The organism is Microbacterium sp. ZW T6_19, assembly GCF_044987465.1.
Classification (GTDB): domain Bacteria; phylum Actinomycetota; class Actinomycetes; order Actinomycetales; family Microbacteriaceae; genus Microbacterium; species Microbacterium natoriense_A.
On record NZ_JBJDRH010000013.1, the window covers coordinates 58,843 to 80,021 of the forward strand.

Annotated in this window: 17 protein-coding genes and 1 tRNA gene; 3 read left to right on the forward strand and 15 right to left on the reverse strand. The window is 68.7% G+C overall.

The features are described from left to right. Position 1: 1 nt before the first annotated feature. Positions 2–1,282 (reverse strand): CDP-glycerol glycerophosphotransferase family protein, encoded by a 1,281-nt coding sequence (locus ACI3KT_RS16745; RefSeq protein WP_404905639.1) that lies wholly within the window; start codon positions 1,280–1,282, stop codon positions 2–4. Positions 1,283–1,459: 177 nt separating this feature from the next. Here ACI3KT_RS16745 and ACI3KT_RS16750 point away from each other — a divergent pair, with 177 nt between their 5' ends. Continuing rightward, the gene (locus ACI3KT_RS16750) at positions 1,460–2,482 is read left to right on the forward strand and encodes a glycosyltransferase family 2 protein (RefSeq protein WP_404905670.1); all 1,023 of its coding nucleotides are present in this window, start codon (positions 1,460–1,462) and stop codon (positions 2,480–2,482) included. 3 nt (positions 2,483–2,485) lie between these two features. Here the strand turns inward: ACI3KT_RS16750 and ACI3KT_RS16755 are convergent, their stop codons facing one another. The 3 genes from ACI3KT_RS16755 to ACI3KT_RS16765 all read right to left on the reverse strand — a co-directional run bounded on the left by ACI3KT_RS16755 (position 2,486) and on the right by ACI3KT_RS16765 (position 6,891). Next, the gene (locus tag ACI3KT_RS16755; protein ID WP_404905640.1) at positions 2,486–3,922 is read right to left on the reverse strand and encodes a CDP-glycerol glycerophosphotransferase family protein; all 1,437 of its coding nucleotides are present in this window, start codon (positions 3,920–3,922) and stop codon (positions 2,486–2,488) included. Further along, positions 3,919–5,172 (reverse strand): CDP-glycerol glycerophosphotransferase family protein, encoded by a 1,254-nt coding sequence (locus tag ACI3KT_RS16760; protein ID WP_292909927.1) that lies wholly within the window; start codon positions 5,170–5,172, stop codon positions 3,919–3,921. Before ACI3KT_RS16760 ends, ACI3KT_RS16755 begins: the two co-directional genes overlap by 4 nt. Positions 5,173–5,250: 78 nt before the next feature. Then, positions 5,251–6,891, reverse strand: coding sequence for a trypsin-like peptidase domain-containing protein (locus tag ACI3KT_RS16765; protein ID WP_404905641.1), 1,641 nt, complete (start codon positions 6,889–6,891; stop codon positions 5,251–5,253). A gap of 100 nt (positions 6,892–6,991) precedes the next feature. Between ACI3KT_RS16765 and ACI3KT_RS16770 the strand changes: the two genes are divergently transcribed. After that, positions 6,992–8,185 carry an aminotransferase class I/II-fold pyridoxal phosphate-dependent enzyme gene (locus ACI3KT_RS16770; RefSeq protein ID WP_404905642.1) on the forward strand — a complete coding sequence of 398 codons (1,194 nt, stop codon included), beginning with the start codon at positions 6,992–6,994 and terminating at the stop codon, positions 8,183–8,185. A 110-nt stretch (positions 8,186–8,295) separates the two neighbouring features. On the opposite strand, the gene ACI3KT_RS16775 is transcribed toward ACI3KT_RS16770, so the two are convergent. The 9 genes from ACI3KT_RS16775 to ACI3KT_RS16815 all read right to left on the reverse strand — a co-directional run bounded on the left by ACI3KT_RS16775 (position 8,296) and on the right by ACI3KT_RS16815 (position 16,116). Next, positions 8,296–9,105 (reverse strand): carbon-nitrogen hydrolase family protein, encoded by an 810-nt coding sequence (locus ACI3KT_RS16775; RefSeq protein ID WP_404905643.1) that lies wholly within the window; start codon positions 9,103–9,105, stop codon positions 8,296–8,298. 88 nt (positions 9,106–9,193) lie between these two features. Further along, a tRNA-Met gene (locus ACI3KT_RS16780) sits at positions 9,194–9,267 on the reverse strand. A gap of 101 nt (positions 9,268–9,368) precedes the next feature. Then, positions 9,369–12,272 (reverse strand): UPF0182 family protein, encoded by a 2,904-nt coding sequence (locus ACI3KT_RS16785; RefSeq protein ID WP_292909919.1) that lies wholly within the window; start codon positions 12,270–12,272, stop codon positions 9,369–9,371. Positions 12,273–12,329: 57 nt separating this feature from the next. Then, a complete protein-coding gene (locus ACI3KT_RS16790; RefSeq protein ID WP_404905644.1) occupies positions 12,330–13,091 on the reverse strand; it encodes a hypothetical protein in 762 nt (253 codons plus the stop codon). Beyond that, positions 13,078–13,479 (reverse strand): hypothetical protein, encoded by a 402-nt coding sequence (locus tag ACI3KT_RS16795; protein ID WP_404905645.1) that lies wholly within the window; start codon positions 13,477–13,479, stop codon positions 13,078–13,080. Before ACI3KT_RS16795 ends, ACI3KT_RS16790 begins: the two co-directional genes overlap by 14 nt. Before the next feature lie 2 nt (positions 13,480–13,481). Continuing rightward, the gene (locus ACI3KT_RS16800; protein ID WP_292909914.1) at positions 13,482–14,309 is read right to left on the reverse strand and encodes a hypothetical protein; all 828 of its coding nucleotides are present in this window, start codon (positions 14,307–14,309) and stop codon (positions 13,482–13,484) included. Continuing rightward, positions 14,306–14,626, reverse strand: a complete 321-nt coding sequence (locus ACI3KT_RS16805) for a hypothetical protein (protein ID WP_292909912.1) — start codon at positions 14,624–14,626, stop codon at positions 14,306–14,308. Before ACI3KT_RS16805 ends, ACI3KT_RS16800 begins: the two co-directional genes overlap by 4 nt. Beyond that, entirely contained in the window at positions 14,626–14,964 is a 339-nt protein-coding gene (locus ACI3KT_RS16810) for a hypothetical protein (RefSeq protein WP_404905646.1), read from the reverse strand. Before ACI3KT_RS16810 ends, ACI3KT_RS16805 begins: the two co-directional genes overlap by 1 nt. A gap of 72 nt (positions 14,965–15,036) precedes the next feature. Beyond that, complete coding sequence (locus ACI3KT_RS16815) at positions 15,037–16,116, reverse strand: PDZ domain-containing protein (RefSeq protein WP_404905647.1); 1,080 nt, start codon at positions 16,114–16,116, stop codon at positions 15,037–15,039. A gap of 108 nt (positions 16,117–16,224) precedes the next feature. Between ACI3KT_RS16815 and ACI3KT_RS16820 the strand changes: the two genes are divergently transcribed. Then, the gene (locus ACI3KT_RS16820; protein ID WP_404905648.1) at positions 16,225–17,655 is read left to right on the forward strand and encodes a zinc-dependent metalloprotease; all 1,431 of its coding nucleotides are present in this window, start codon (positions 16,225–16,227) and stop codon (positions 17,653–17,655) included. Positions 17,656–18,545: 890 nt separating this feature from the next. Here ACI3KT_RS16820 and ACI3KT_RS16825 read toward each other — a convergent pair. Both ACI3KT_RS16825 and nudC read right to left on the reverse strand, forming a co-directional pair. Further along, positions 18,546–20,267, reverse strand: coding sequence for an ATP-dependent helicase (locus ACI3KT_RS16825; RefSeq protein ID WP_404905649.1), 1,722 nt, complete (start codon positions 20,265–20,267; stop codon positions 18,546–18,548). Then, positions 20,264–21,130: an NAD(+) diphosphatase gene (nudC, locus tag ACI3KT_RS16830; protein WP_404905650.1), complete on the reverse strand. Its 867-nt coding sequence runs from the start codon at positions 21,128–21,130 to the stop codon at positions 20,264–20,266. The genes ACI3KT_RS16825 and nudC overlap by 4 nt, the downstream gene beginning before the upstream one ends. Positions 21,131–21,179 lie beyond the last annotated feature (49 nt).

The following is a 21,179-nucleotide window of genomic DNA, read 5'->3' on the forward strand; positions in this document are numbered from 1 at the left end:
CTCAGTCGTCCTCGTCGGCCTCTTCGTCGTCGTCGTCCTCATCAGGACGCACGGCGCCCATCTCGTGAGCCTGCCAGGCGTCCCACTTCTGCATGAGCTGCTCGACGGCGGCGTGGAACTTCGCGGTCGCGACCCCCGGGGTGGTGTCGCCGAAGTAGTGCTGCACCCACATGCGCAGGCGCGCGATCGCGGCCTTGTCGGCATGAACACGCTCGACCTCGGCGACGATGTCGTGCGCGGACTCGGCGGTGAGCCACTCGCAGTCCGACAGATAGCCGTTCGTGTCGACGCTTGCGCGATCGTCGACCGGACGCGTGATCATGAGCGGCTTCCCGACCGCGAGCCGGTCGTACACCATCGCCGAGATGTCGACCACTGCGACATCGGCCGCGGCGAGCTGCCAGCCGAGCTCCGGCCCGTCGTCGTAGACGTGCTGCGCTCCTGCGTCGGCCGAGTTGGCCGCCGAGATCGCCGCGATGATGCGGCGATGAGCCGCCCCGTACTCGTGATCGACGACGCCGCTGCGAGGATGCGGGCGGTAGATGACCCGATGACGCCCGGTGGCGAGGAGCGCGTTCACGAGAGCTTCGCCGTGCGTCGCGATCGATCCGTAGTACGCGCTCGGACGATCCCCTTCCCACGTCGGGGCGTAGAGCACCACGGTGCGCTCGTCGGGAGTGTACGGGAGCGCGCCCGAGTAGTGATCGGCCTGCGGACGGCCGATCTCGAAGGTGCGACGGTTCACGTCGAAGTCCCAGAGCGTGCGCGTGAGCCGGTCGCGCGCAGCCTGACCCGCGATGAAGGAGTAGTCGTACGCCTTGTACTGGTTCGTGGTCATGTACATCTTGTCGGACTCGCCGTGATTGATGAACACGTGCCAGCGGCGGCCATAACGGAACATCTGGAAGTTCCGGGTGTTCTGGTTCACATACAGCACGATGCGGATGTCCTGCGTGGCGATGAACTGTTCGAGGTCGCGCACGGTGGGGACGAAGGCGACGGGCGGGGCGTCCTCGTCGAGCAGCTTCTCCGCTCCGGTCGCGCTGCGCGACAGCACGACCACCGGCCACTTCTTCGCGAGCTCTGCGAGCGGTCGGTACCACTGGCGCATCTGATACATGTTCACGGCGCCGTCGGCGAAGTACACCGCGATCTTGTAGTGCTCGAGGGGATGCTGTTCACCATCGCCCAGGCGACGGCGAACCCGCTGCACGGCGCTGCGCGATCTGAGCGCCTTCTTCAGCAGGCGGTAGGCCTTCTTCGCGTCGCGGACTGCACCCATCCGTCCAGGTTATCCATTCGGTATCCCGACAGCGGTGCTGCGGCGGCCTCAGCGGCCAAACGAGATGCTTCCGTTAGCCGGAGTATCGCCGGTCAGCGAACGTCCCAGGCGGCGTGACATGATCGACGTGTGTCTGACCACGGATCCACCGCACCCCTCGACGGGGTGTCCTTCGTCATGCCCGTGCTCAACGAGCGCGCGTATCTCGAGCACGCCGTGGCGTCGGTCCTGCGGCAGCAGCTTGAGGTTCCGGCCGAGCTCGTGCTCGCACTCGGGCCGTCGACCGACGGCACCACCGAGCTCGCGCAGCGCCTCGCCGCAGACGATGACCGCATCCGCCTGGTCGACAATCCCGCCGCCCACATCCCGGTCGGGCTCAACCGGGCGATCCGCGCCAGCCGCTACTCCACCGTCATCCGTGTCGACGCTCATTCCGAGCTCTCGTCCGGCTATGCCGCTCGCGCTCTGGAGACGCTGGAGCGCACGGGCTCGGCCAACGTCGGCGGCGTCATGCGTGCCGAAGGTCGAACGCCCTTCCAGAAGGCCGTCGCACGGCTGTACAACTCCCCCATCGGACTCGGCGGCGGCGCCTACCACGGCGGCGCGACCGAGGGCGAGGCCGAGTCGGCCTACCTCGGCGTGATGCGCCGCGACGTGCTCGACGAGGTGGGTCTGTTCGACGAGACGATCCGGCGCGGCGAGGACTGGGAGCTGAACCTCCGCATCCGCCGGGCCGGTCATCGCGTATGGTTCGATCCCCGGCTCTCTGTGACCTATTGGCCCCGCGAGAGCTGGCTGCGCCTGGCGCGGCAGTTCCGCGCTACAGGCGCCTGGCGCGGCGAGCTCGTCCGCCGATACGGACGGCGCAACGGCATCCGCTATTTCGCTCCGCCCGTCCTGGTGCTGCTGCTCGGTCTCGCGATCGTGGTCGGCATCCTGCAGCTGACGGGGGTGCTCGATGGCACTGCGTCGCTCGTGGCCTCGGCCGTGTACCTGCCCGTCGCCGCCTACGCGCTGCTCGATGTCGCCGTCGCACTCGCCCCCGGCGGTGGCAGCATCCGCCAGCGGCTGTGGACGTTGGCCGTGCTGCCCACGATGCATCTGTCGTGGGGCATCGGATTCATCGGCGGAGTGCTCAGCGGCGCACGCGATACCGTCGACGCCTCGCGCCTGGGCACACGCAACACCCCCCTGCCCTAGCGCTCAGCGCGCCACGTAGCCCTGATCGAGGATGCGCGCGACCACGCGTTCGGCGGAACGACCGTCGTCACGGCGGTTGAACTGCGCTCTCCACGCCTCGTACCGCTCCGAGTACGCGGTGGCGCCCTCAGGGTCCGCAAGCGCCTCGACGAGCTCGTCCTGCGTGTGCACGAGAGGGCCGGGGGCGTGCGATTCGAGGTCGAAGTAGAAGCCGCGCAGCTGTCCTCGGTAATGGTCGAGGTCGGGAACCAGGAAGAACATCGGCTTGCCGGTCACGCTGAAGTCGAACATCACCGAGGAGTAGTCGGTGATGAGCGCATCGGCGGCGAGCAGCAGCTGCGAGGTCTCGGGGAATCCCGTGACATCGATGACCCGAGCGCCCACCCGGTCGCGCCCCGCAGCAAGAGTACGAGAGTGCCCGCGCACGAGCACGACAGCATCCGACTGCTGCGCGAGCTCCTCCGGATCGACGAAGTCGACCATCTCGGTGCGGTCGTCGCGCCAGGTCGGCGCGTACAGCAGCACCCGCTCCCCCTCTTCGATGCCGAGCGCCGCACGCACCGCCGCCGCGTCTCCGGTCACGAGGGTGTCGTTGCGAGGGTACCCCTCGACCCAGATCGGGCGTCCGAAGAATGCGTATGCCTTGCGGAGGATCCGCTCCGAGTACGTGTTCTGCGCGAGCAGCACGTCCCATCGACGCGATTCCTTCACGACCGCGGCCATCCGGCGAGGGTCGAAACCCGGCCGGTGCAGGGCGAGCCGCTTCAGCGGCGTGCCGTGCCAGGTCTGCAGAACCTTCTGGCCCGCCTTGCGGGCGAATCGATGCCGCAGCCAGTCGTTCACCACGAGAAGGCGCGCAGCCGCCCGAGCACGCCACCACTCGGGGCTCCCCTCGACCACGGCGATGGCCCCCTCGGGCACCGCGACCGACAGGTCGACGACGCTCCAGTACCGTGCGACCCCTGGGGCGGCGACCGCGAGTGCGCGGTCGATGGCGCGGGGGTTGCAGCCGACCGTGCGCCCGTAGAAGCTCTCGAAGAAGACCGCGTTCTCAGTGCCGCCGGTCTGCGCGACGTAGCGCTCCTCCAGCGTCGACTGTCCCTCGGTCGTCTCGTAGACGGGGTCGATCGGCGCGGCGATCGAGACGGCGGCGCCAGCCACGGCGATCCGCAGACCCGCGAGCAGAGTCGGCGCCAGCTCGAGGGTCTCGAGCCCGGCCCCGGGGACAGCGAGCTCGTACTCTCCTGCCGGCAGCGGAAGCTCGGCACCACCCCAGCGTGAAGCTCGCAGCGGAAGCGTCGCCTTCCAGGTCTTGCCACCGCCGGTGATACGGGCCTGAACGCGCGCACGAGGACCGGTGAGCGTCGCCTCCTCCGGACGCGCACCGGTTCCGGAGATGATCAGCGCCTCGGCCGCCTCATCGATGCGGGCCGTCGTCATGCTGCTCCCTTCGGCGCAGGGATACCCCGCGCACGGATCACGTCGTACACGCGCCGGGTGTTGCCGCCGTCGCGGAACGCATGCATCTGAGCGCTGAGCGTAGCGGAACGTGCAGCCCGCTCGGCGAACACCCGGTCGTCTTCCAGCAGGGGCACCAGCTGAGCCACCAGCTCTTCCCAGCTCGTCGCCGCATCGTGACCCGCGACATCGTCGTAACGCCCGTAGAAGCCCCGCGAGAGGTCGTACTCCACGGCGTCCGGAGCGAGGTAGAGAACCGGCGTCGACAGCAGGCCCACGTCGTAGGCCAGGGACGAGTAGTCCGTGACCAGCACGTCCACCGCGGGGAGGACAGGCGTCACATCGGCGATCTCACCGGCGCCCAGCATCCGAACCCGTCTGCTCGGCAACGGCGGCGCATAGCCGCCTTCGCCGAGAGGGTGCGAGCGCACGAGGAGCACCGAGTTGGTCGCCTCGAGCGCACGGATGATCTCCACCCACTGGGCAGCCGACGGCACGGCGGGGTCTGCCGCACCGTCTCGCCAGGTCGGGGCGTAGAGGATCGTGCGGGCGCCTTCGGGCAGTTCTCCGATCGCGGAGACGAGAAGAGCGGATGCTGCCGCACGGCGTCGATCGGACGGACCCGAAGACAGCACGTCGACACGCGGCTCTCCGGTGACGACCACGCGGTCGTCACCGAGGCCGAACGCCGACTCGAGCCGACCGCGCGAACGGTGCGATGCGGCCGGGAGCACGCGGATGCGCTGAGCCGAGGCTCGGTACAGGAAGCCGATGACCTGTTGAAGAAGGCCGGCACCCGGCACGTTCGGCACTTGCGTCGTCGCGGGCGAATCGAGGCCGATGCGCTTGAGTGGGATGCCGTGCCAGAGCTGCACCACGAACGCCCCGCCGTTCGCGTAGCGGTTGACGTCGCCGAAGCCGTGGGTCACGACGAGCACTCCCGCTCGTGCCGTCGCCCACCAACCACGCAGGCCGCTCTTGGGGATCGTGCGGATGCCGAGGGCAGCTGCCTCACGCTCCTCACGCGGGGAGGACGTCAGCCAGACGGTGTCGTGCCCCTCGGCCTGCGCCAGGCGCTGAAGTGCGAGGGCCCCGTCGCCGATCCCGGCGCCGCAGCCGAACACCCAGCGTCGTCCCCGCGGGATGATCAGGGTGCCGACGCGTCCGGCGACGTACAGCGGGATCCGGAGCAGCTTGGCCGCATTGCCGGAGCCGAAAGAGAAGGACGCCACCCCGCGAGCCTATCGCGAGGGTGGCGTCCTTCTCTGTGAGGGGCTCGTCGACGCGCGGTCCCCGAGCCTGTCGAAGGGCTACTTCGAGAGCGTGCCCAGCGTGACCTCGATCTCGTACTGCTTGCCTCCGCGGACGTACGTGACCTTCGCGTCGCTGCCGGCCGCGGCGGCACGAACCTGAGCCGTCAGATCGCTCGCGCTCGTGATCGGCACGCCGTTGAAGGCGGTGACGATGTCGTCGGCCTTGAGACCTGCGGCCGCAGCGGCGCCGCCGTCTGTGACCTCTGCGATGTAGGCGCCGGCCTGATCCGAACCCTCGACCGACGCCGCGTCGCGCACCGACGCGCCGAGCAGGCCGTGAGTGGCGGCGCCGTCAGCGATGATCTCCTTCGAGACCCGCTCGGCGATGTTCGACGGGATCGCGAAGCCGATGCCGATCGACCCGGACTCCTCGGAGCTGCCCGAACTCGCGATCGCCACGTTGATGCCGATCAGCTCGCCCTTGCTGTTCACGAGCGCGCCACCGGAGTTGCCGTGGTTGATCGCCGCATCCGTCTGGATCACGGCGATCGAGATCGACTCGGCGTTGGATGCGGACGAGTTGCCCGGCAGATCGAACTGGAACGGCCCCTGGCCCTGGCCGTCCTGCGGCGACTGCTCCTGCGGTGCATCCTGGCTCGACGAGTCGGGCAGGGCCGAAGAGGCGATCTGGATGCTGCGGTTCAGAGCGCTGACGATGCCCGTCGTCACGGAGTTCGACAGTCCGAGCGGCGCTCCCAGCGCCACCGCGGTGTCGCCCACGTTGAGCTTCGACGAGTTGGCGAACGTGATCGGAGTGAGGTCTTTCGCGTCCTTCAGCTTGATCACGGCGAGATCGTAGATCGGATCCGTGCCGACGACCGTGGCCTCGTAGATGCGTCCGTCCGACGTGGTGACTCTGATCGTCGGGTCGGCCACGGCACCGCCGAGGGTGACGACGTGCGTGTTGGTGAGCACGTAACCGTCCTTGTCGATGATGACGCCCGAGCCGCTGCCGGCCTGGTCGGTGCCCGCGACCTCGATCGTGACGACCGAGGGCAGCGCCGCGGTGGCGACCGCGGTCGTCTCGTTGACCGAGCCGGGGTTGTTCACCGTGACGGTCTCCGGGCCTTCGGCGACGCCCGTCGACGGGGTGCTGCCGAGGCTGTTGACGAGCGCCCCTCCTCCGAAGCCGGCGACACCGCCCACGAGCGCGGCCGCGACGACGATCGCCGCGAACTTCACGCCTCGAGGCTTCTGCTCCTTGGTCTTGGCGCCGTCGCCCGCCGGCTGATCGCCGAAGCCGATGGGCTGAGTCGGATCGACGGGCTGGGCCGGCTGAGCGCCGTTGTGGAGACCGAACGCGGCGCCGGGGACGGTGGCCTGCGGCGCCGGTGCGCCGTACGGATGCGGCGCACCGGGTGCCGCGTAGCCCGGGGCGGAGAAGGCCGGAGCCGTCTGCACCGCGGGGGCGGCCGGAGCCGGGACGGTCGGTGCCGGCTGGGCGGCTGGTGCTGCCGGAGCCGAGGCGAACGTATGAGGCACCTCGTGCCCAGCCGAGGCGATCGGTGCGGCGGGAATGCCGGGGTTCTGTACGGGCGCATCACTCGTCGAACGGTCGACGAACGGTGCGGCATCGGTGGACGGCACGACGTCGTTCGACGGGAGTGCCGGGTTGTCCTGGGTGTTGTCTTCGTTCATGGTGTCTGCTCCTTCAGCAACGCCTCTTCAGAGTGCCGCCCGTGTCTGTGCGTTCCTTATGTCGAAGATGAGTTTCCGCTATGGCCTTAGCCTGTTCTTCATGAGTGTCATTCCCGGCGCATGGAGGCGCGCGGCAGCGGGCGCAGGACTGCTGGCATCCGACGGGGGCGTCGCGCCCACCATCTTCGCAGAGATGTCTGCACTGGCGGTGAGAACCGGCGCCATCAACCTCGGCCAGGGCTTCCCCGACGAAGACGGTCCGATCGAGGTCCTGGAGGCCGCACGCAAGGCGATCTCGGCCGGCGTGAACCAGTATCCGCCCGGCCGTGGGATGCCGGATCTCCTCCTGGCGATCAGCGAGCACCAGCGCCGCTTCTATTCTCTCGACGTCGATCCGGGCACCGAGGTGATCGTGACGGCCGGAGCGACAGAGGCCCTCACCGCGACGCTGCTCGCGCTCATCGACGGTCCCGACGACGAAGTCGTCGTGTTCGAGCCCTACTACGACTCCTACGCCGCGGCGGTGGCCCTCGCGGGGGCGAAGCTGGTCACGGTGCCGCTGCGGGCCCCGGACTTCCAGCCCGATCTCGCTCAGCTCGCAGCATCCGTCTCCGACCACACCCGCATCATCCTCGTGAACGATCCGCACAACCCGACGGGCGCCGTCTTCAGACGCGAGGTCCTCACCGAGGTCGTGCGTCTGGCGCACCTGCACGATGCGGTCATCGTCACCGACGAGGTGTACGAGCACCTCGCGTTCCATGCTGCGCACACGCCGATCGCGACCTTGCCCGGTGCCGCGGAGCGGACGCTCACCATCTCGTCGGCCGGCAAGACCTTCTCGGCCACCGGCTGGAAGATCGGCTGGGTTCATGGCCCGGCCGACCTCATCACGGCGGTGCTGACGGTCAAGCAGTACCTCACCTACGTGAACGGCGCGCCGTTCCAGCCTGCGGTGGCGGTGGGACTGCGCCTGCCGGAGTCGTACTTCGCGGACGCCGCCGCTCTGCTCGCCCGCAAGCACGAGATCCTCGGCGAGGGGCTTCGCGCGGCGGGCTTCGAGGTGCATGCTCCACAGGGCGGCTACTTCACCGTCGCCGATGCGACCGCGCTGGGCGGGGCGGATGCCGCCGCATTCTGCCGCGCGCTCCCCGAGCGCTCCGGCGTCGTCGCGATCCCGTTGAGCGCCTTCGTCTCCCCCGGGCACCGTGATCGCTACGCAGGCCTCGTGCGGTTCGCAGCATGCAAGCGCATCGAGGTCCTCGAAGAGGCCGCTGCCCGCCTGGCCCGCTGACGGCGCACAGCACGCATCGGCGCTTCCGGTCGCAGTTCGTGCCGCCGTGAGAGGCGAGAAGCGGCAGGAATCGCGACCGGAAACGGCAAGCGGAACGGATGTCAGGCCGGTCAGGCAGGGATCACGCGGTAGCGGCGCAGCCGCAGAGCGGGGTTCGCCGCCCGGACGCGTCCGACCGTCGCGCGTTCGACCACGCCTATTGCGATGCCCTCGGCGCTTCCGACGCCCGCGAGAACGACTCCCTGCGGATCGACGATCTGCGAATGGCCCACCCCGATCGGCGCCGGATGATCAGCCGCGACCACGTACGCCGTGTTCTCGATGGCGCGGGCGGCCAGCAGGGTCGTCCAGTGGTGCTCTTTGAGGGGTCCGCGCACCCACTCGGCCGGAACCACGATCACGTCGACCTCGGCATCCGCGAGTGTGCGTCCGACCTCGGGGAATCGCAGGTCGTAGCAGGTCATGAGCCCGAAGCGGATGCCGGCGACCTCGAAGATCGCGGCTCCCCCGGTCTCGCCCGCCTCGATCCAGTCGGACTCGGTCTGCCCGAACGCGTCGTACAGGTGCTGCTTGCGGTAGACCGCGAGCACGCGGTCGCCTCGTACGGCGACGACCGCGTTGCGCACGTGCCCGGCATCCCACGCGCGCTCGACGAGACCTGCGACGATGACCACGGCATGCTCGGCCGCGAGGGCGCTGAGCGTCGACACGAACGGACCATCCAGGTCCTCCGCGTTCTCGGCGAGCGATGCGTCCATCGGGTCGACGAAGTAGCTGGAGTACTCGGGGAACACGACCAGGCGGGCGCCGCGTGCCGCGGCATCCGCCGTCAGCTCCGCGATCCGCTCGAGGTTGGCCTCCCGCGACGCGGTGGGTGCGAACTGGCACACGGCGACGGGCACGGCAACGTTCTCTGACATGTGCCCATCCTCCCAGCATCCGCCTGCCCGCAGACGGTCGCATACGCAGAAGAGGCCCGATCCTTGCGGATCGAGCCTCTTCTTCTTGTTGCGGGGACAGGATTTGAACCTGCGACCTCCGGGTTATGAGCCCGGCGAGCTACCGAACTGCTCCACCCCGCGGCACATCAATAGCCTAACACGCGATTTCAGCAGGCGCGAATCGAGGGCCGACACGCGAATGGGCGCCCCCTCACGGGAACGCCCATTCGTCTGCCGCAGGTCTACTCTCCCGCGGCGTCGTCGAGCTCGATCAGCGTCTGCACGGCGTCGGTGAGCCGCTCGTCGGCTTCGGCGAACTTCGTCAGATCGCCCGACTTCAGTGCCGCTTCGCGGTCGGAGAGAGCCTGACCGGCTGCGGCGAGCGCCTCGGCGCGTGCATCGGTGGCGGGCGGCGTCTCACCGGTGCCGGGCGTCTCTCCCGTGTCCGGCGGAGTGGTCGGGGTCACCTGATCGTCACCACCCGTCGCTCCTGCCGAACCGCCGAACAGCGAATCCAGCGCGGCCGTCAGCGTGTCTTCGATCGCCACATTCCCACCGAAGGCGACGAGCACGGATCGGAGCTTCGGAACCTGGGTGTTGTCGGTCGACTGCAGATAGACCGGCTGCACGTAGAGCAGGCCGCCACCGACCGGAAGCGTCAAGAGGTTGCCGTAGGCGACCTCGGACTTTCCGATCGCGAGCACGTTGAGCTTGGGAGCGACGAAGGGATCGGTGTCGAACGAGTTCTGCACCTGACCGGGGCCCGGCACCGTCGTCGCATCGTTGATCTCCAACAGCCTCAGGGTGCCGTAGCCCTCCGCCTTCACCCCCGCCTCTGAACCGGCATCCGAATCCACTCCGAGATAGCCCATCAGCACATCGCGGGAACTGCCGGACGTCCCCGACGCAGGGATGAACGTCGAGAACATCGAGAACCGCGCGGTGTCCTGACCCGGCATCTTCATGCTCAGGTAGTACGGCGGCTGGAGCAGGTCCTTGCTGCGCGGGTCCTTGGGCGTCTGCCACCGGTTGTCGAGCTGCGCGAAGGACCCCGCATCGTCGATGTGGTAGATCCCGAGCAGATCGCGCTGCACCTTGAACAGGTCGGTCGGGTAGCGCACATGGCTCATCAGGTCGCCCGACATCTCGCTGATCGGCTTCAGCGTCGACGGGTACACCTTCTGCCAGGTCTGCAGCACCGGGTCGGTCTCGTCCCATGCGTACAGCGTGACCGAACCGTCGTAGGCGTCGACGGTCGCCTTGACCGAGTTGCGGATGTAGTTGATCTCGTCGATCGCGAGCGTCGGCGTCGGCGTGCTGGAGTCGGCGATCGCCTCGGACAGGCTGACGCTCTTCGAGTACGGATACGAGTCGCTCGTCGTGTAGGCGTCGACGATCCACACGATGCGGCCATCGACCACGCTGGGATACGGGTCGCTGTCGACTTCGAGGTACGGCGCCACCTTCTGCACACGAGTCTTCGGGTCGCGGTCGTAGAGGATCTGGGACTTCTCGTTCACGAGGTTCGAGAACAGGATCTGCTCGGACTGGAACTTCAGTGCGTACAGCAGCTTGGTGAACGTGTCGCCGATCGCCGGTCCACCGTTGCCGGTGAAGGTCGTCGTCGTGTTGCTCTCACCGTCGGTGCCGCTCGCGTAGTCGATCTCGACCGGGTCCGAACCCTTGGGGGCGCCCACGATGGAGTACTCGGGCGATTTCTCGCCGAAGTAGATGCGCGGCTCGTACTCCTCCGCGGAACTCAGAGCGCCCGAGGTCGGCATGCCGCGCTCGAGGAACACCGGCTCGCCGGACGCGGTGCGGTCGTTGCCCGCCATCGCGAGCAGACCGTAGCCGTGCGTGTACACCGCGACGCGGTTGTTCCAGGTGTCGCTGTCGCCGAGGTTCTTGATGTCCAGATCGCGCACAGCCACGACGGCGTCCTGACTCTTGCCGTCGATCTGATAGCGGTCGACGTCGAGGGTCTGCGGGAACTGGTAGTAGTCGCGCGCCTGGTCCTGCTGACGGATGACGTCGTCGACGATCTTCGGATCGATGATGCGGATGGACGCCGTGGTGTCGGCGTCTTCGCGCAACTGGCCTGCTTCGGCGTCCGTCTTGGCCGTGAAGGACGTGATCTCGACGTCGGAGAGGCCGTACGCGTCCTTGGTGCCGTCGATGTTCCGCTGGTAGAACTCGGCCTGATACGCGTTCTCGTTCGGCTTCACCTGGAAGGTGGTGACGATCCAGGGGTAGCCGACGCCGACCACGAGCGAGGCGACGATCAGCAGCGCGGTGCCCGCCAGCGGGAAGCGCCAACGGCCGATGACGGCGGTGACGAAGAAGAGCACCGCGACGACGGCCGCGATGACGGCGACGATCGCGAGACCCGGGATCGTCGCGTTGACGCTCGTGTACGCGGCGCCCGTGATGCGCCCCTCGGGCGCGACCAGCGTCTTGAAGCGGTCGAGCCACAGGCTCACCGCCTGCACGAGGAGATAGAGCCCCGCGATGACGGCGAGCTGGATGCGTGCAGGCTTCGAGATGCGCAACTCGCCCTGGCCGATGCGCACGGAGCCGTACAGGTACGACACGAGAGCCGTCACCAGCAGGCACAGGAGCAGGACGGCCGACACGAACGCGAGGAGGATCGAGTAGAACGGCATCGCGAACATGTAGAAGCCCGTGTCGAGCCCGAACTGCGGGTCGACCGAGTCGGTGGCGACGCCGTTCGCCCAGAGCCAGACGGTCTTCCACTGGCTCGCGGCCGAGAAGCCGGCGAAGAGGCCGAAGAAGACCGGCATCCCCCACATGGCCAGACGCCGCAGCGGCTCGATGACCTCCTGGTACCGGTCGAGCTGCGAGCTGAGCCTGACGTAGACGGGGCGCAGCCGGTACGCGAGCTGGATCACGACGAACAGCGGCACCGCCATGCCGAGGAACCCGAGGGTGAACATCAGAGCAGTGGCGAACCACTGCGTCGTGAGCACGGTCGTGAAGCCCAGCTGGTCGAACCAGAGGAATTCGGTGTACAGCGATGCGAAGACGAAGAAGGCCGCGATCAGCGCTGCCAGGATCACCAGCGAGATGCCGACGATCCTCCGCGATGTTCGAGGCGCGGCCGGATTCGGGGATGAGGTCGAGGTCACGCTCCCATCCTAGGCATGCCTTACTATGGGGCGGCTCCTGGTCCGGTCACAGCGAGATCACGGACGCCCGTGCGCCGCCTGGATGATAGCGGCCACGTCACGGACCAGTCGGGCTCTGTTCAGGATCGTCTCGGGACGCGGGTCGTCGAGCGCGAACAGGATCACCCGGTCGTCGCCGACCGTGAGAGACGCTAGAAGATCTTCGTGCTCTGCGACCCGGTCGCGGACCGTGGGCAGCCAGACGGGCGCGGAGGCGCTCGTGTTCCCCGCCCAGGCAGGCGCCACGAGCATCGAGTCCGCCGTCGTGCCCACCGGGATGGACAGGAACGCGCCGTCGGTCGGCGCATCGACACCGACCACCTCACGGCGCCGAGGGGCACGACGTGACCCGACGACGGCACGGAGCACCCACGTCTCGCCACGCACCGTCACCTCCCCCAGGGGGAACCGCATCCTGCCCCGCGCCGCCTCGACGCGCCATCCTCGCGGCAGCGCGAGAGCGACATCGCGAGCATCCGCCGCGCCGTCCTGCACGCTCGCGGCACCATCTCGGCTGCCGGACCACGCAGAGCGCGCGGCCGCCACACGACGATGGACGGCGTCCACGCCTCCATGCTTCGTCCACAGGAGACCTGCGACCACACCGACCAGAATCACGACCGCGACCGCGACGAATCGTACCTGACCGCTGGTGAACGCCGCCGCGAGGCAGCAACCGGCGATCACGGCGACCGCGGTCACCGGCATGATGCCCGCAGCCCTCGTCCACGCCCGGCGGGTCAGCCCGGTTCGGAGGGGCGCCGTCTCAGTGCCGATCATCAGGCCGCGGCTCGGCGGAGGACAGCATCGCCTCCGCCTCTGAGAGGACCGTGTCCGCGAGTCCCTGCACCGAATGAGACGCCGCCCCGACAGCGACCTCGACCGACGACCGCAGCAAGGCGATGGCGCAGTCATGGGCATCCATGGTCGCAGCAGCGAGTGAGCGGGGCGATCTCGTCATCGCGTCTTCGGTGAACTCTGCACCCTGGATCAATGCGTCGGGACCGATCGTGATCCTCACCTCGCGTCCTCGCGACCACGCGCTGTACGTGGTCTGCTCGATCCGCGCGGCTATCAGTGCGGTCTCTTCAGCTGCGGAATGCGCCTCCTGGCGGAGCTTCTCCAGCCGCTCGCGAGCGGCCGTGAGCCGTGCGTCGTCCATGACCATGTTCACGCTCCTGCCGTCTGCGCGCCCTGGTCGACGCCCTCGGCGCCGGCCCCGATGACGGTATCCGGTCCGATGCCGAGGTTGTACAGTCCCACATCGTCGAACCCGCGGTACAGCTTCTGCAGCAGATCGCAGAACCGGCCAGAGGACTGGAGCAGTTCGTCGGTCCACTTCGCGGCGTCATCGACCCATCGAGCGATGGCCGAGGTCGCCTGCGCGACGATGACGGGTGTGCCGAATCCGAGGGAGGCGATCGCCTCCCCAACCCAGACGATCAGCTTGCCGACGAGTTCTGCGCAGATGGCGGAGACGATCTGACGGACGATGGTGACGATGCCGCTGCCGATCGCGAAGCCGGTGTTCAAGCACCGGCATGCGAAGGCTTCGACACTTGCACGCTGCGCCATCTCCGTCATCCGACGCCGGAACGCCTCGGCCGCCGGGCCCTGCCAGTACTCGACCGTCCGGTCGCGGATCGCGATCAACCGCTCCGATTGCGAGGCGAGCGCCGCACCGACGTTCGCCCACGTCAGCCCGACCGCCGTGACGATCGCCGGATCTCCGACGAGCACGTCGAGCGCTTCTTGGAACCAGACGAAGCGATCGAGGAGGAAGCCGGCGAGGCTCGACGCCAGGGTCCCCAGCGGATCGACTGCCACTCCGACGAGATCGCCGACGCTTCCGACTCCGGAGGCGAGAGCCCCGGCCCAATCGCCGGAGCCGAGGCTGTAGCCCGTGGAGAACAGCGAGCCGACGACCGGAATCCCGAACGCGCTTCCCTCGAACCATCCGGGCGCCTGCCACTGCTCGGGTTCGACGACCAGGCTCATCGGCGCACCTTCATCATGATCGCGCGATGACGCAGCACGGACTCCATGTCTGCCGTCTCGTAGTCGATGGCGGTGTTGCGCAGGTTCATCGCGGCAGCCTCGAAAGCGGCGGCCTCGGCCTTCAGCGCGGAGACCGCGATGCTCTGCACCAGCTGCGACGGCGGCACCATGGCGATGCACAGGAGCCCGAAGGCGTTCTCCGACATCTGCTGGGCGGCGATCCCGCCGTCCACCGCCTCGGCGAGCCCGTCGCTCGCGACGAAGAGATCCGAGACCTCTGCCGCCAGGCGCTCGTAGTCGACCTCGAAACCCTCCATCAGTCGCCCTCCATTCCGACAATCCGTCGTGCCTGAGAGCTCACTTCGCTGTTCCCGATCTCAGGCAGAGAGCGAACGCGGGTGCGCCCTGTCGCGTCGTGAGCACTCTGCAGCGCTTCGAGCAGAGCGGACTCCAGCTCGGCTGGCCGCAGCTCGTCGATGCCATCGGAGAAGACGACCCCGGTCAACAGCCCGTGGCCGTCGACGGCGACCTCGACGTGCCCCGCACGATCCTGTCCTCGGGTGCCGACGGCGGGTTGCGGCGTTTCGACGGCGCGAGCTTCTTTCAAGGTCGCGTACCCGCTGGCGAGAACGGTCGCGAGATCATCCGTGTGCATGCTTGCGATGCTAGCGGTGAGCCTGCGGATCCGGTGAGGGCAGATCTCCCCATCCGGAAGAGGACCTGTCGCTCAGTCGCAGGTCGGCAGGGCGCTGACGTCTCCCCCGTCGGCGATCACCTCGAGGGCGTGCACCGATTCCTCCAGGGTCGAGGTGCTGACGACCGTGAGCCCGTCGGGCACGTGCCCGACGACGTCGTCGCAGTTGGATTCGGGAGCCAGGAAGTAGTCGGCCCCGGCATCCCGTGCTCCGTAGAGCTTCTGACGGATGCCGCCGATCGGGCCGACGGTCCCGTCCGCCTCGATCGTCCCGGTGCCCGCGACGTCTTCGCCGCCGTTGAGCTCTCCGGGGGTGAGCGTGTCGATGATCCCGAGCGCGAACATCATGCCGGCGCTCGGGCCGCCGACGTTGTCGAGCTGGATCGTCACGTCGATCGGGAAGTCGTAATCCGTGCGCAGCGTCACGCCCACGACCCAGGTCGTCTTGCCGTCGGCGGTGCGCTCCTGCGGTGTGACTTCGACCGTCTTCTCCTCGCCGCCGCGGAGCAGCGTCAGCTCGACGGCCGACCCCTCGGCATCCTGGATCTTCTGCCGGAGCTGCTTGGCGGAATCGACCGGTGAACCGTCGATCGCGGTGATGATGTCATCGGCCTCGAGCACTCCGTCGGCGGGCGTATCTTTCACGGCCTCGACGACGGCGACCTGCGCCCCGGTGTCGTAGCCGAGCTCGCCGAGCGCCGCCGCGGTCGCCTCGTGCTGGGAGTCGACCATGAGCGTGGCGTTCTGCGCGTCGCGCTCCTCCGTGGTCACTCCCTCGGGGAAGACGGAATCGAGCGGCACGACGGCCTTGGAGGAATCCGTCCAGGCCAGGGCGAGCTCGAACCAGCTGGGCGTGCGCTGGCGGTTGCCGACCACCTGCACGGTCGTCAGATCGAGAGAGCCGGCCGTCTCGAAGGTCTCGGCGCCCTCTACGGCGATCAGCGGAAGCTGCTCGCCGTCCTTGTCGGCTGCGGTGCCGAGCGTGTTGTACACGGGCCCCGGACGCTGGATCACGTAGGGCGTCGGCAGGAAGGTCAGCACGACCAGCGCGATCAGCGCGACGATCAGCGACCAGACGCCCAGTCCGACCTTCACAGACCGGGTTCGATCCACAGCATTCCTCCGTCGTTCGCGAGCGGCGTACAGCGATCGGGGTCGCGAGCCTGTCTCTGTGACTAGCGTAGATGCCACGGCTATAGGCGTGCTGAGAGGGCGAGCGACATGTCAGACAACGACCCCACACCCGAGGACTTCCAGGAGTTCCTGCGACGGATGATGTCCGGGCAGGGCGGCGGTGACATCGACCCCGAACAGCTGCGCGAGATGCTCGGCGGCATGGAGGGCATCCAGTTCGACCCGGCGATGATGCAGACCATCATGTCGCAGCTCCAGGGCGCGTTCGGCGGTGACCCGTGGGAGAACGCCCTCCGGCAGGCGCTGCACATCGCCAACCGCGACGGCCAGGGCATAGGCGACGGGTCGCGGACCTCGCTGGTCGACTCGTTCGCGCTCGCGGACCTGTGGCTGGGCGAGGTGACGACGATCTCCGAACTCGCCGACGCTCCGAAGGCGATGACCCGCGGAGAGTGGGTCGAGGCGACCCTGCCGGTATGGAAGGAGATCGCCGACCCCGTGTCGACGAGCATCGCGGATGCTCTGACCAGCGCTCTCGACACCCAGGTGCCCGAGGAGATGCGCGGGCTCGTCCAGGGCGCCGGCAAGCTGATGCGGGGTCTGGGCGGTTCGGTGTTCGCGGCCCAGTTCGGGCAGGTTCTCGGCAACCTGTCGCTCGAGGTCGTCTCGGGCGGCGATGTCGGCATTCCTGTACTTCCCGCGGGCACCGCAGCGGTGATCCCGCAGAACCTCACTGCGTTCGGCGAGGGCCTCGAGATCCCCGAGGACCAGATCGCGCTCTACCTCGCGACCCGCGAACTCGCCTACGCGCGGCTCTACCGACACGCGAGGTGGCTTCACCTGCACGTGATGTCGCAGATCACCGACTTCGCGCGCGGGGTCACCGTCGACGTCGACGCCCTCGAAGACGTCGCGAGCCGCCTCGACCCGAACAATCCCGAGGAGCTGCGAGCGGCGATCGAGGGCGGGGCGCTGCTCCCGGTGCAGACCGAGGCGCAGCGCGAAGCGCTCGACAGGCTCGAGAACCTCGTCGCCACGATCGACGGATGGGTCGACGTCGTCACCGCACAGGCCACCTCCCGCCTGCCCGAGAGCGTGAGGATCGCCGAGGCCGCTCGCCGTCGTCGCGCGGTGGGTGGTCCGGCCGAAGACGCCCTGGGCGCCCTGGTCGGCTTGAAGCTGCGCCCTCGTCGACTTCGCGAGGCGTCGGCGATGTGGCAGGCGGTGGCGGATGCCGTCGGCATCTCGGCCCGCGATTCGCTGTGGGACTACCCCGACCTCATGCCGCAGGCATCAGACATCGACGACCCGTCCGCTCTGATCGCACGCCTGCAGGCCACGGCCCGCGGCGAGCAGCCGGTCGCCGATGAGATGGACGAGGCGCTGGCGAGACTGCTCGACGGCGAGGATTTCTCGGCGGGCGAAACCTCCTCCCCGAGCGAGAGCTCCTCCCCGAGCGAAACCCCCGAGGGCGATTCCACGGAAGGCGACGCGGGCGGGGACGACAGGCCAGTCTGAGCGGAGGCCGCGACTCGGTGTATTCGAGCTTCTGCGGCCCTGCATCGCAGGCACGGCCGCAGAAGCTCCGGATGGCCGCGAGTCGGGGTGGTCACTCTTCCTGCACAGGCTTCGAAAAGGGCGGCTGTTCTCCACCGATCCCCTCCGACGCGCCCCGTCGGTGCGCAGCATTCCGCAGAATCGGGACATGTCACCGCTGAGCCCGAAGACGATCACCCGACTGGACCCCGGGGTGCCGCTGCTGTGGCGTGACAGCGAGACGGTGCAGCTGGGAGTCGACGGCGATGTCAGGCTGACCGTCGACGCGCCATGGGTCGTGCCGTTGCTGTCTCGTATGGCCGCTGGATTCCGGATGAACTCGTTCGATGTGATCGCGCACGGCGCCGGCGCCCCTCGGCACGAGGCGCAGATGCTTCTGGCCCGGCTGCGCCCGTTGCTGATCGACGATGCAGCGACCTCGCGCGCAGCGTGGGTCGAGAGCATCGGGATGCCGGATGGGCGCTGCGAGTACCGGATGCGCGAGGCCCTCGCCGATGAGGGCGTCGAACCGGGTGATCGCCGGGATCCGCATGACTGCGGAGTGATCCTGGTGCGGGGCGCTGCAGCCGCCCTGCACCTCGCTCGCTATCTCAGGGACGACGTCGCCCATCTTCCGGTTGCCCTCGAACGCGGACGCACGACGGTCGGACCGCTCGTGATCCCGGGCGAGACGCCCTGCCTGACATGTCGCGACGGACACGAGCGCGACCGGGATTCCGCCTGGCCGCGCATGCACGCTCAGCTCATCGGCCGCGACCCGGGGCCGATCGGCACGGCTCAGCTCGCGGAGGCGGCTGCTCTCGCCGCTCGGCTGCTGGCCGACGACGCCGCCACGGGTTCGTACGTCGAGGTCAGCGAGTCCGGCGGCCGGGTGTGGCGCTCGGTGGCGTTTCACGGAGAATGCCGGTGCCGCGAGCAGCCGTTCCGATCTCCGCGAGAAAGCGCGACGGCGCCCGCTCGCCCCGCCCTGCCGTCCGCGACCACGACAGAGACAGCGTCCGCGCAGCGCGCGTGACGCCCACGTAGGCCAGCCGCCGTTCCTCGTCGATCGCCTCGAACCCCGTGGCGTACGAGATCGGAAGCGCACCCTCGGCCCATCCGGCGAGGTGCACGTGCGGCCACTCCAGCCCCTTGGCCGCGTGCAGAGTCGACAGGGTCACCGTTCGCAGAGTCGGCTCGTGCTGGTCCTTCGCCCGGGCCATGAGCGCGTCGCTGAAACTGCGCAGCGTCTCCTGGGGGCCGGCTTCTTCGGCGAGTCGCAGGATCGCGCGCCGCGCTTCCCAGCCGTCGCGTTGCGCACCACCGGCAGCGGGCGGCTCATCCGTGAGACCGAGTTCTCGCAGTACCCGCTGCACACCGGGGAGAAAGCCCTGTTCGGTCGGCGCCACGGCGGCGGCCCGGAGGGCCAGGATCGCCTGGCGGACCTCGGGCATCGAGAAGAACCGGGTTCCGCCGAGGACGGACGTGGGGATGCCCTGTGCCGCGAGCGCCTGCTGCAGCACGCCGGACTGGGAGTGGGCGCGGTAGAGCACAGCGATCTCGGCCGGCGACGATCCGCCCTCGATGCGTGCGGCGATCTCTGCGGCGATGCCTGCTGCTTCTTCGCCCTCGGTCTCGTAGGCGGTGACCGTCGGCGGATCGGCGGAGAAGGAGTCTCGCGCCGGCACCAGTTCGAGAGCGCCGGGTCGGCCGTGCATCAGGGCGTTGGCAGCGGCGAGGATCGGCGCCTGCGAACGGTAGTTCGTCTCGAGGCGCACGACGGTGGCGTCGGGGTGACGGCGCCCGAACTCGAGGAGGAACCGCTGCTCGGCTCCGGCGAAGGAGTAGATGGTCTGACTGGCATCTCCCACGACGCAGATGTCTCGACGATCGCCCAGCCACAACTCGAGCAGCCGGTTCTGCAGCGGCGAGACGTCCTGGAACTCGTCCACGGTGAAATGCCGATACTGCTCGTGGACGGATGCCGCCACCCGCGGCTCCGCCTCCAGCATCCCCGCACACGCCAGGAGGACGTCCTCGAAGTCGAGCTGATGACGCTCGTCCTTGAGCGCCTCATACGCCCGTTGCAGCTCGACGAGCTGCGTGGCGTCGACGCCGGTCACCGTCCTGCCGAGAGCTGCGTGCTGATCGATCGACAGCATCGAGACCTTGCGCCACTCGATCTCCGAAGCGATGTCGCGCAGCGTGGCGGTGCTCGGACGCAGACGCATGGCATCGGCCGCCTGGCCAAGCATCCGCACCTTGTTGTCGATGATGCTGGGCGCGGGGGAACCGGCGAGAGTGGGCCAGAAGAAGTTCAGCTGGGCGAGCGCGGCCGCGTGGAAGGTGCGGGCGGCCACCCCCTCCACCCCGAGTGCGCGCAGACGCCCACGGAGTTCTCCCGCGGCTTTTGCGGTGAAGGTGACCGCCATCACGCGCGACGGCGAATAGGCGCCGGTGTCGACCCCGTGGGCGATGCGGTGCGTGATCACCCGGGTCTTGCCTGTGCCGGCGCCGGCGAGCACCGCGACGGGACCTCGCAGCACGGATGCCGCTTCCCGCTGCCGTTCGTCGAGCGCGTCCAGCGCGCTCACGCGCGCTCCCCGTACCAGTCCATGATCAGCGCCCGGGCGATCGACGCTCTTCCAGGCAGTCCGACCGGCCCTTCACCGTCGAGCGATGAACCGATCTCGGCTCTGGTGAACCAGCGCACGTCGATGATCTCCTGGCCGTCAGGGCGCGCCGCGGCCTCGTCGTCGACGACGGCGCGGAAGCCGAGCATGAGCGACCGCGGGAACGGCCAGGGCTGAGAGGCGACGTAGCGGAGGGCGTGCAGACGGACACCCGCTTCCTCCTCGATCTCGCGGTGCACAGTCGCTTCGAGAGACTCCCCCGCCTCGGTGAACCCGGCGAAGCACGAGTACATGCGCCCGCCCCAGTTCGCGTTGGCTCCCAGCAGCAGCCGTTCGCCATCTCGGCTCTCGACCGCGACGATGACGGCGGGGTCGGTGCGGGGGAAGTGCTCGCGACCGCACGCCAGGCAGCGACGCGACCAGCCCGCCTGCCGGAGCTCGGTTCCGCCGCCGCAGCTCGGGCAGAACGGGGCGTCGCGCAGCCATCCGGCCAGCGCGAGCGCTTCGATGAGAAGCTCCGTCTCGACGTCGCCGAGCCGTCCTCCGACGTCGCGCAGTCCGAGCCAGGTCTCTTCGGGGGCGGCATCGATGCTCCCGGTCTCGGGCGCCAGTGACGCCAGGAGGACGGCGCCTCCGTCGGGGTCGCGTCCGAGAAGCGCCCAGGTCGCGTCCGTGACCTCGGCAGGGCCGACCCGCACCAGGAGATCGCCATCCATCCGCACTCGCCTGTCGCGCACTGCGACGACCGTCGTCGTCGGATCGGCGCGCAGCCTTTCGAGGATGCCCGGAATGTCACGCAGATCGCCTGCGCGATCGATGGACATGGGCGGAATGGTCATCGACTCCCTCTCTCACGGGCGTGGCGGAGGCAGG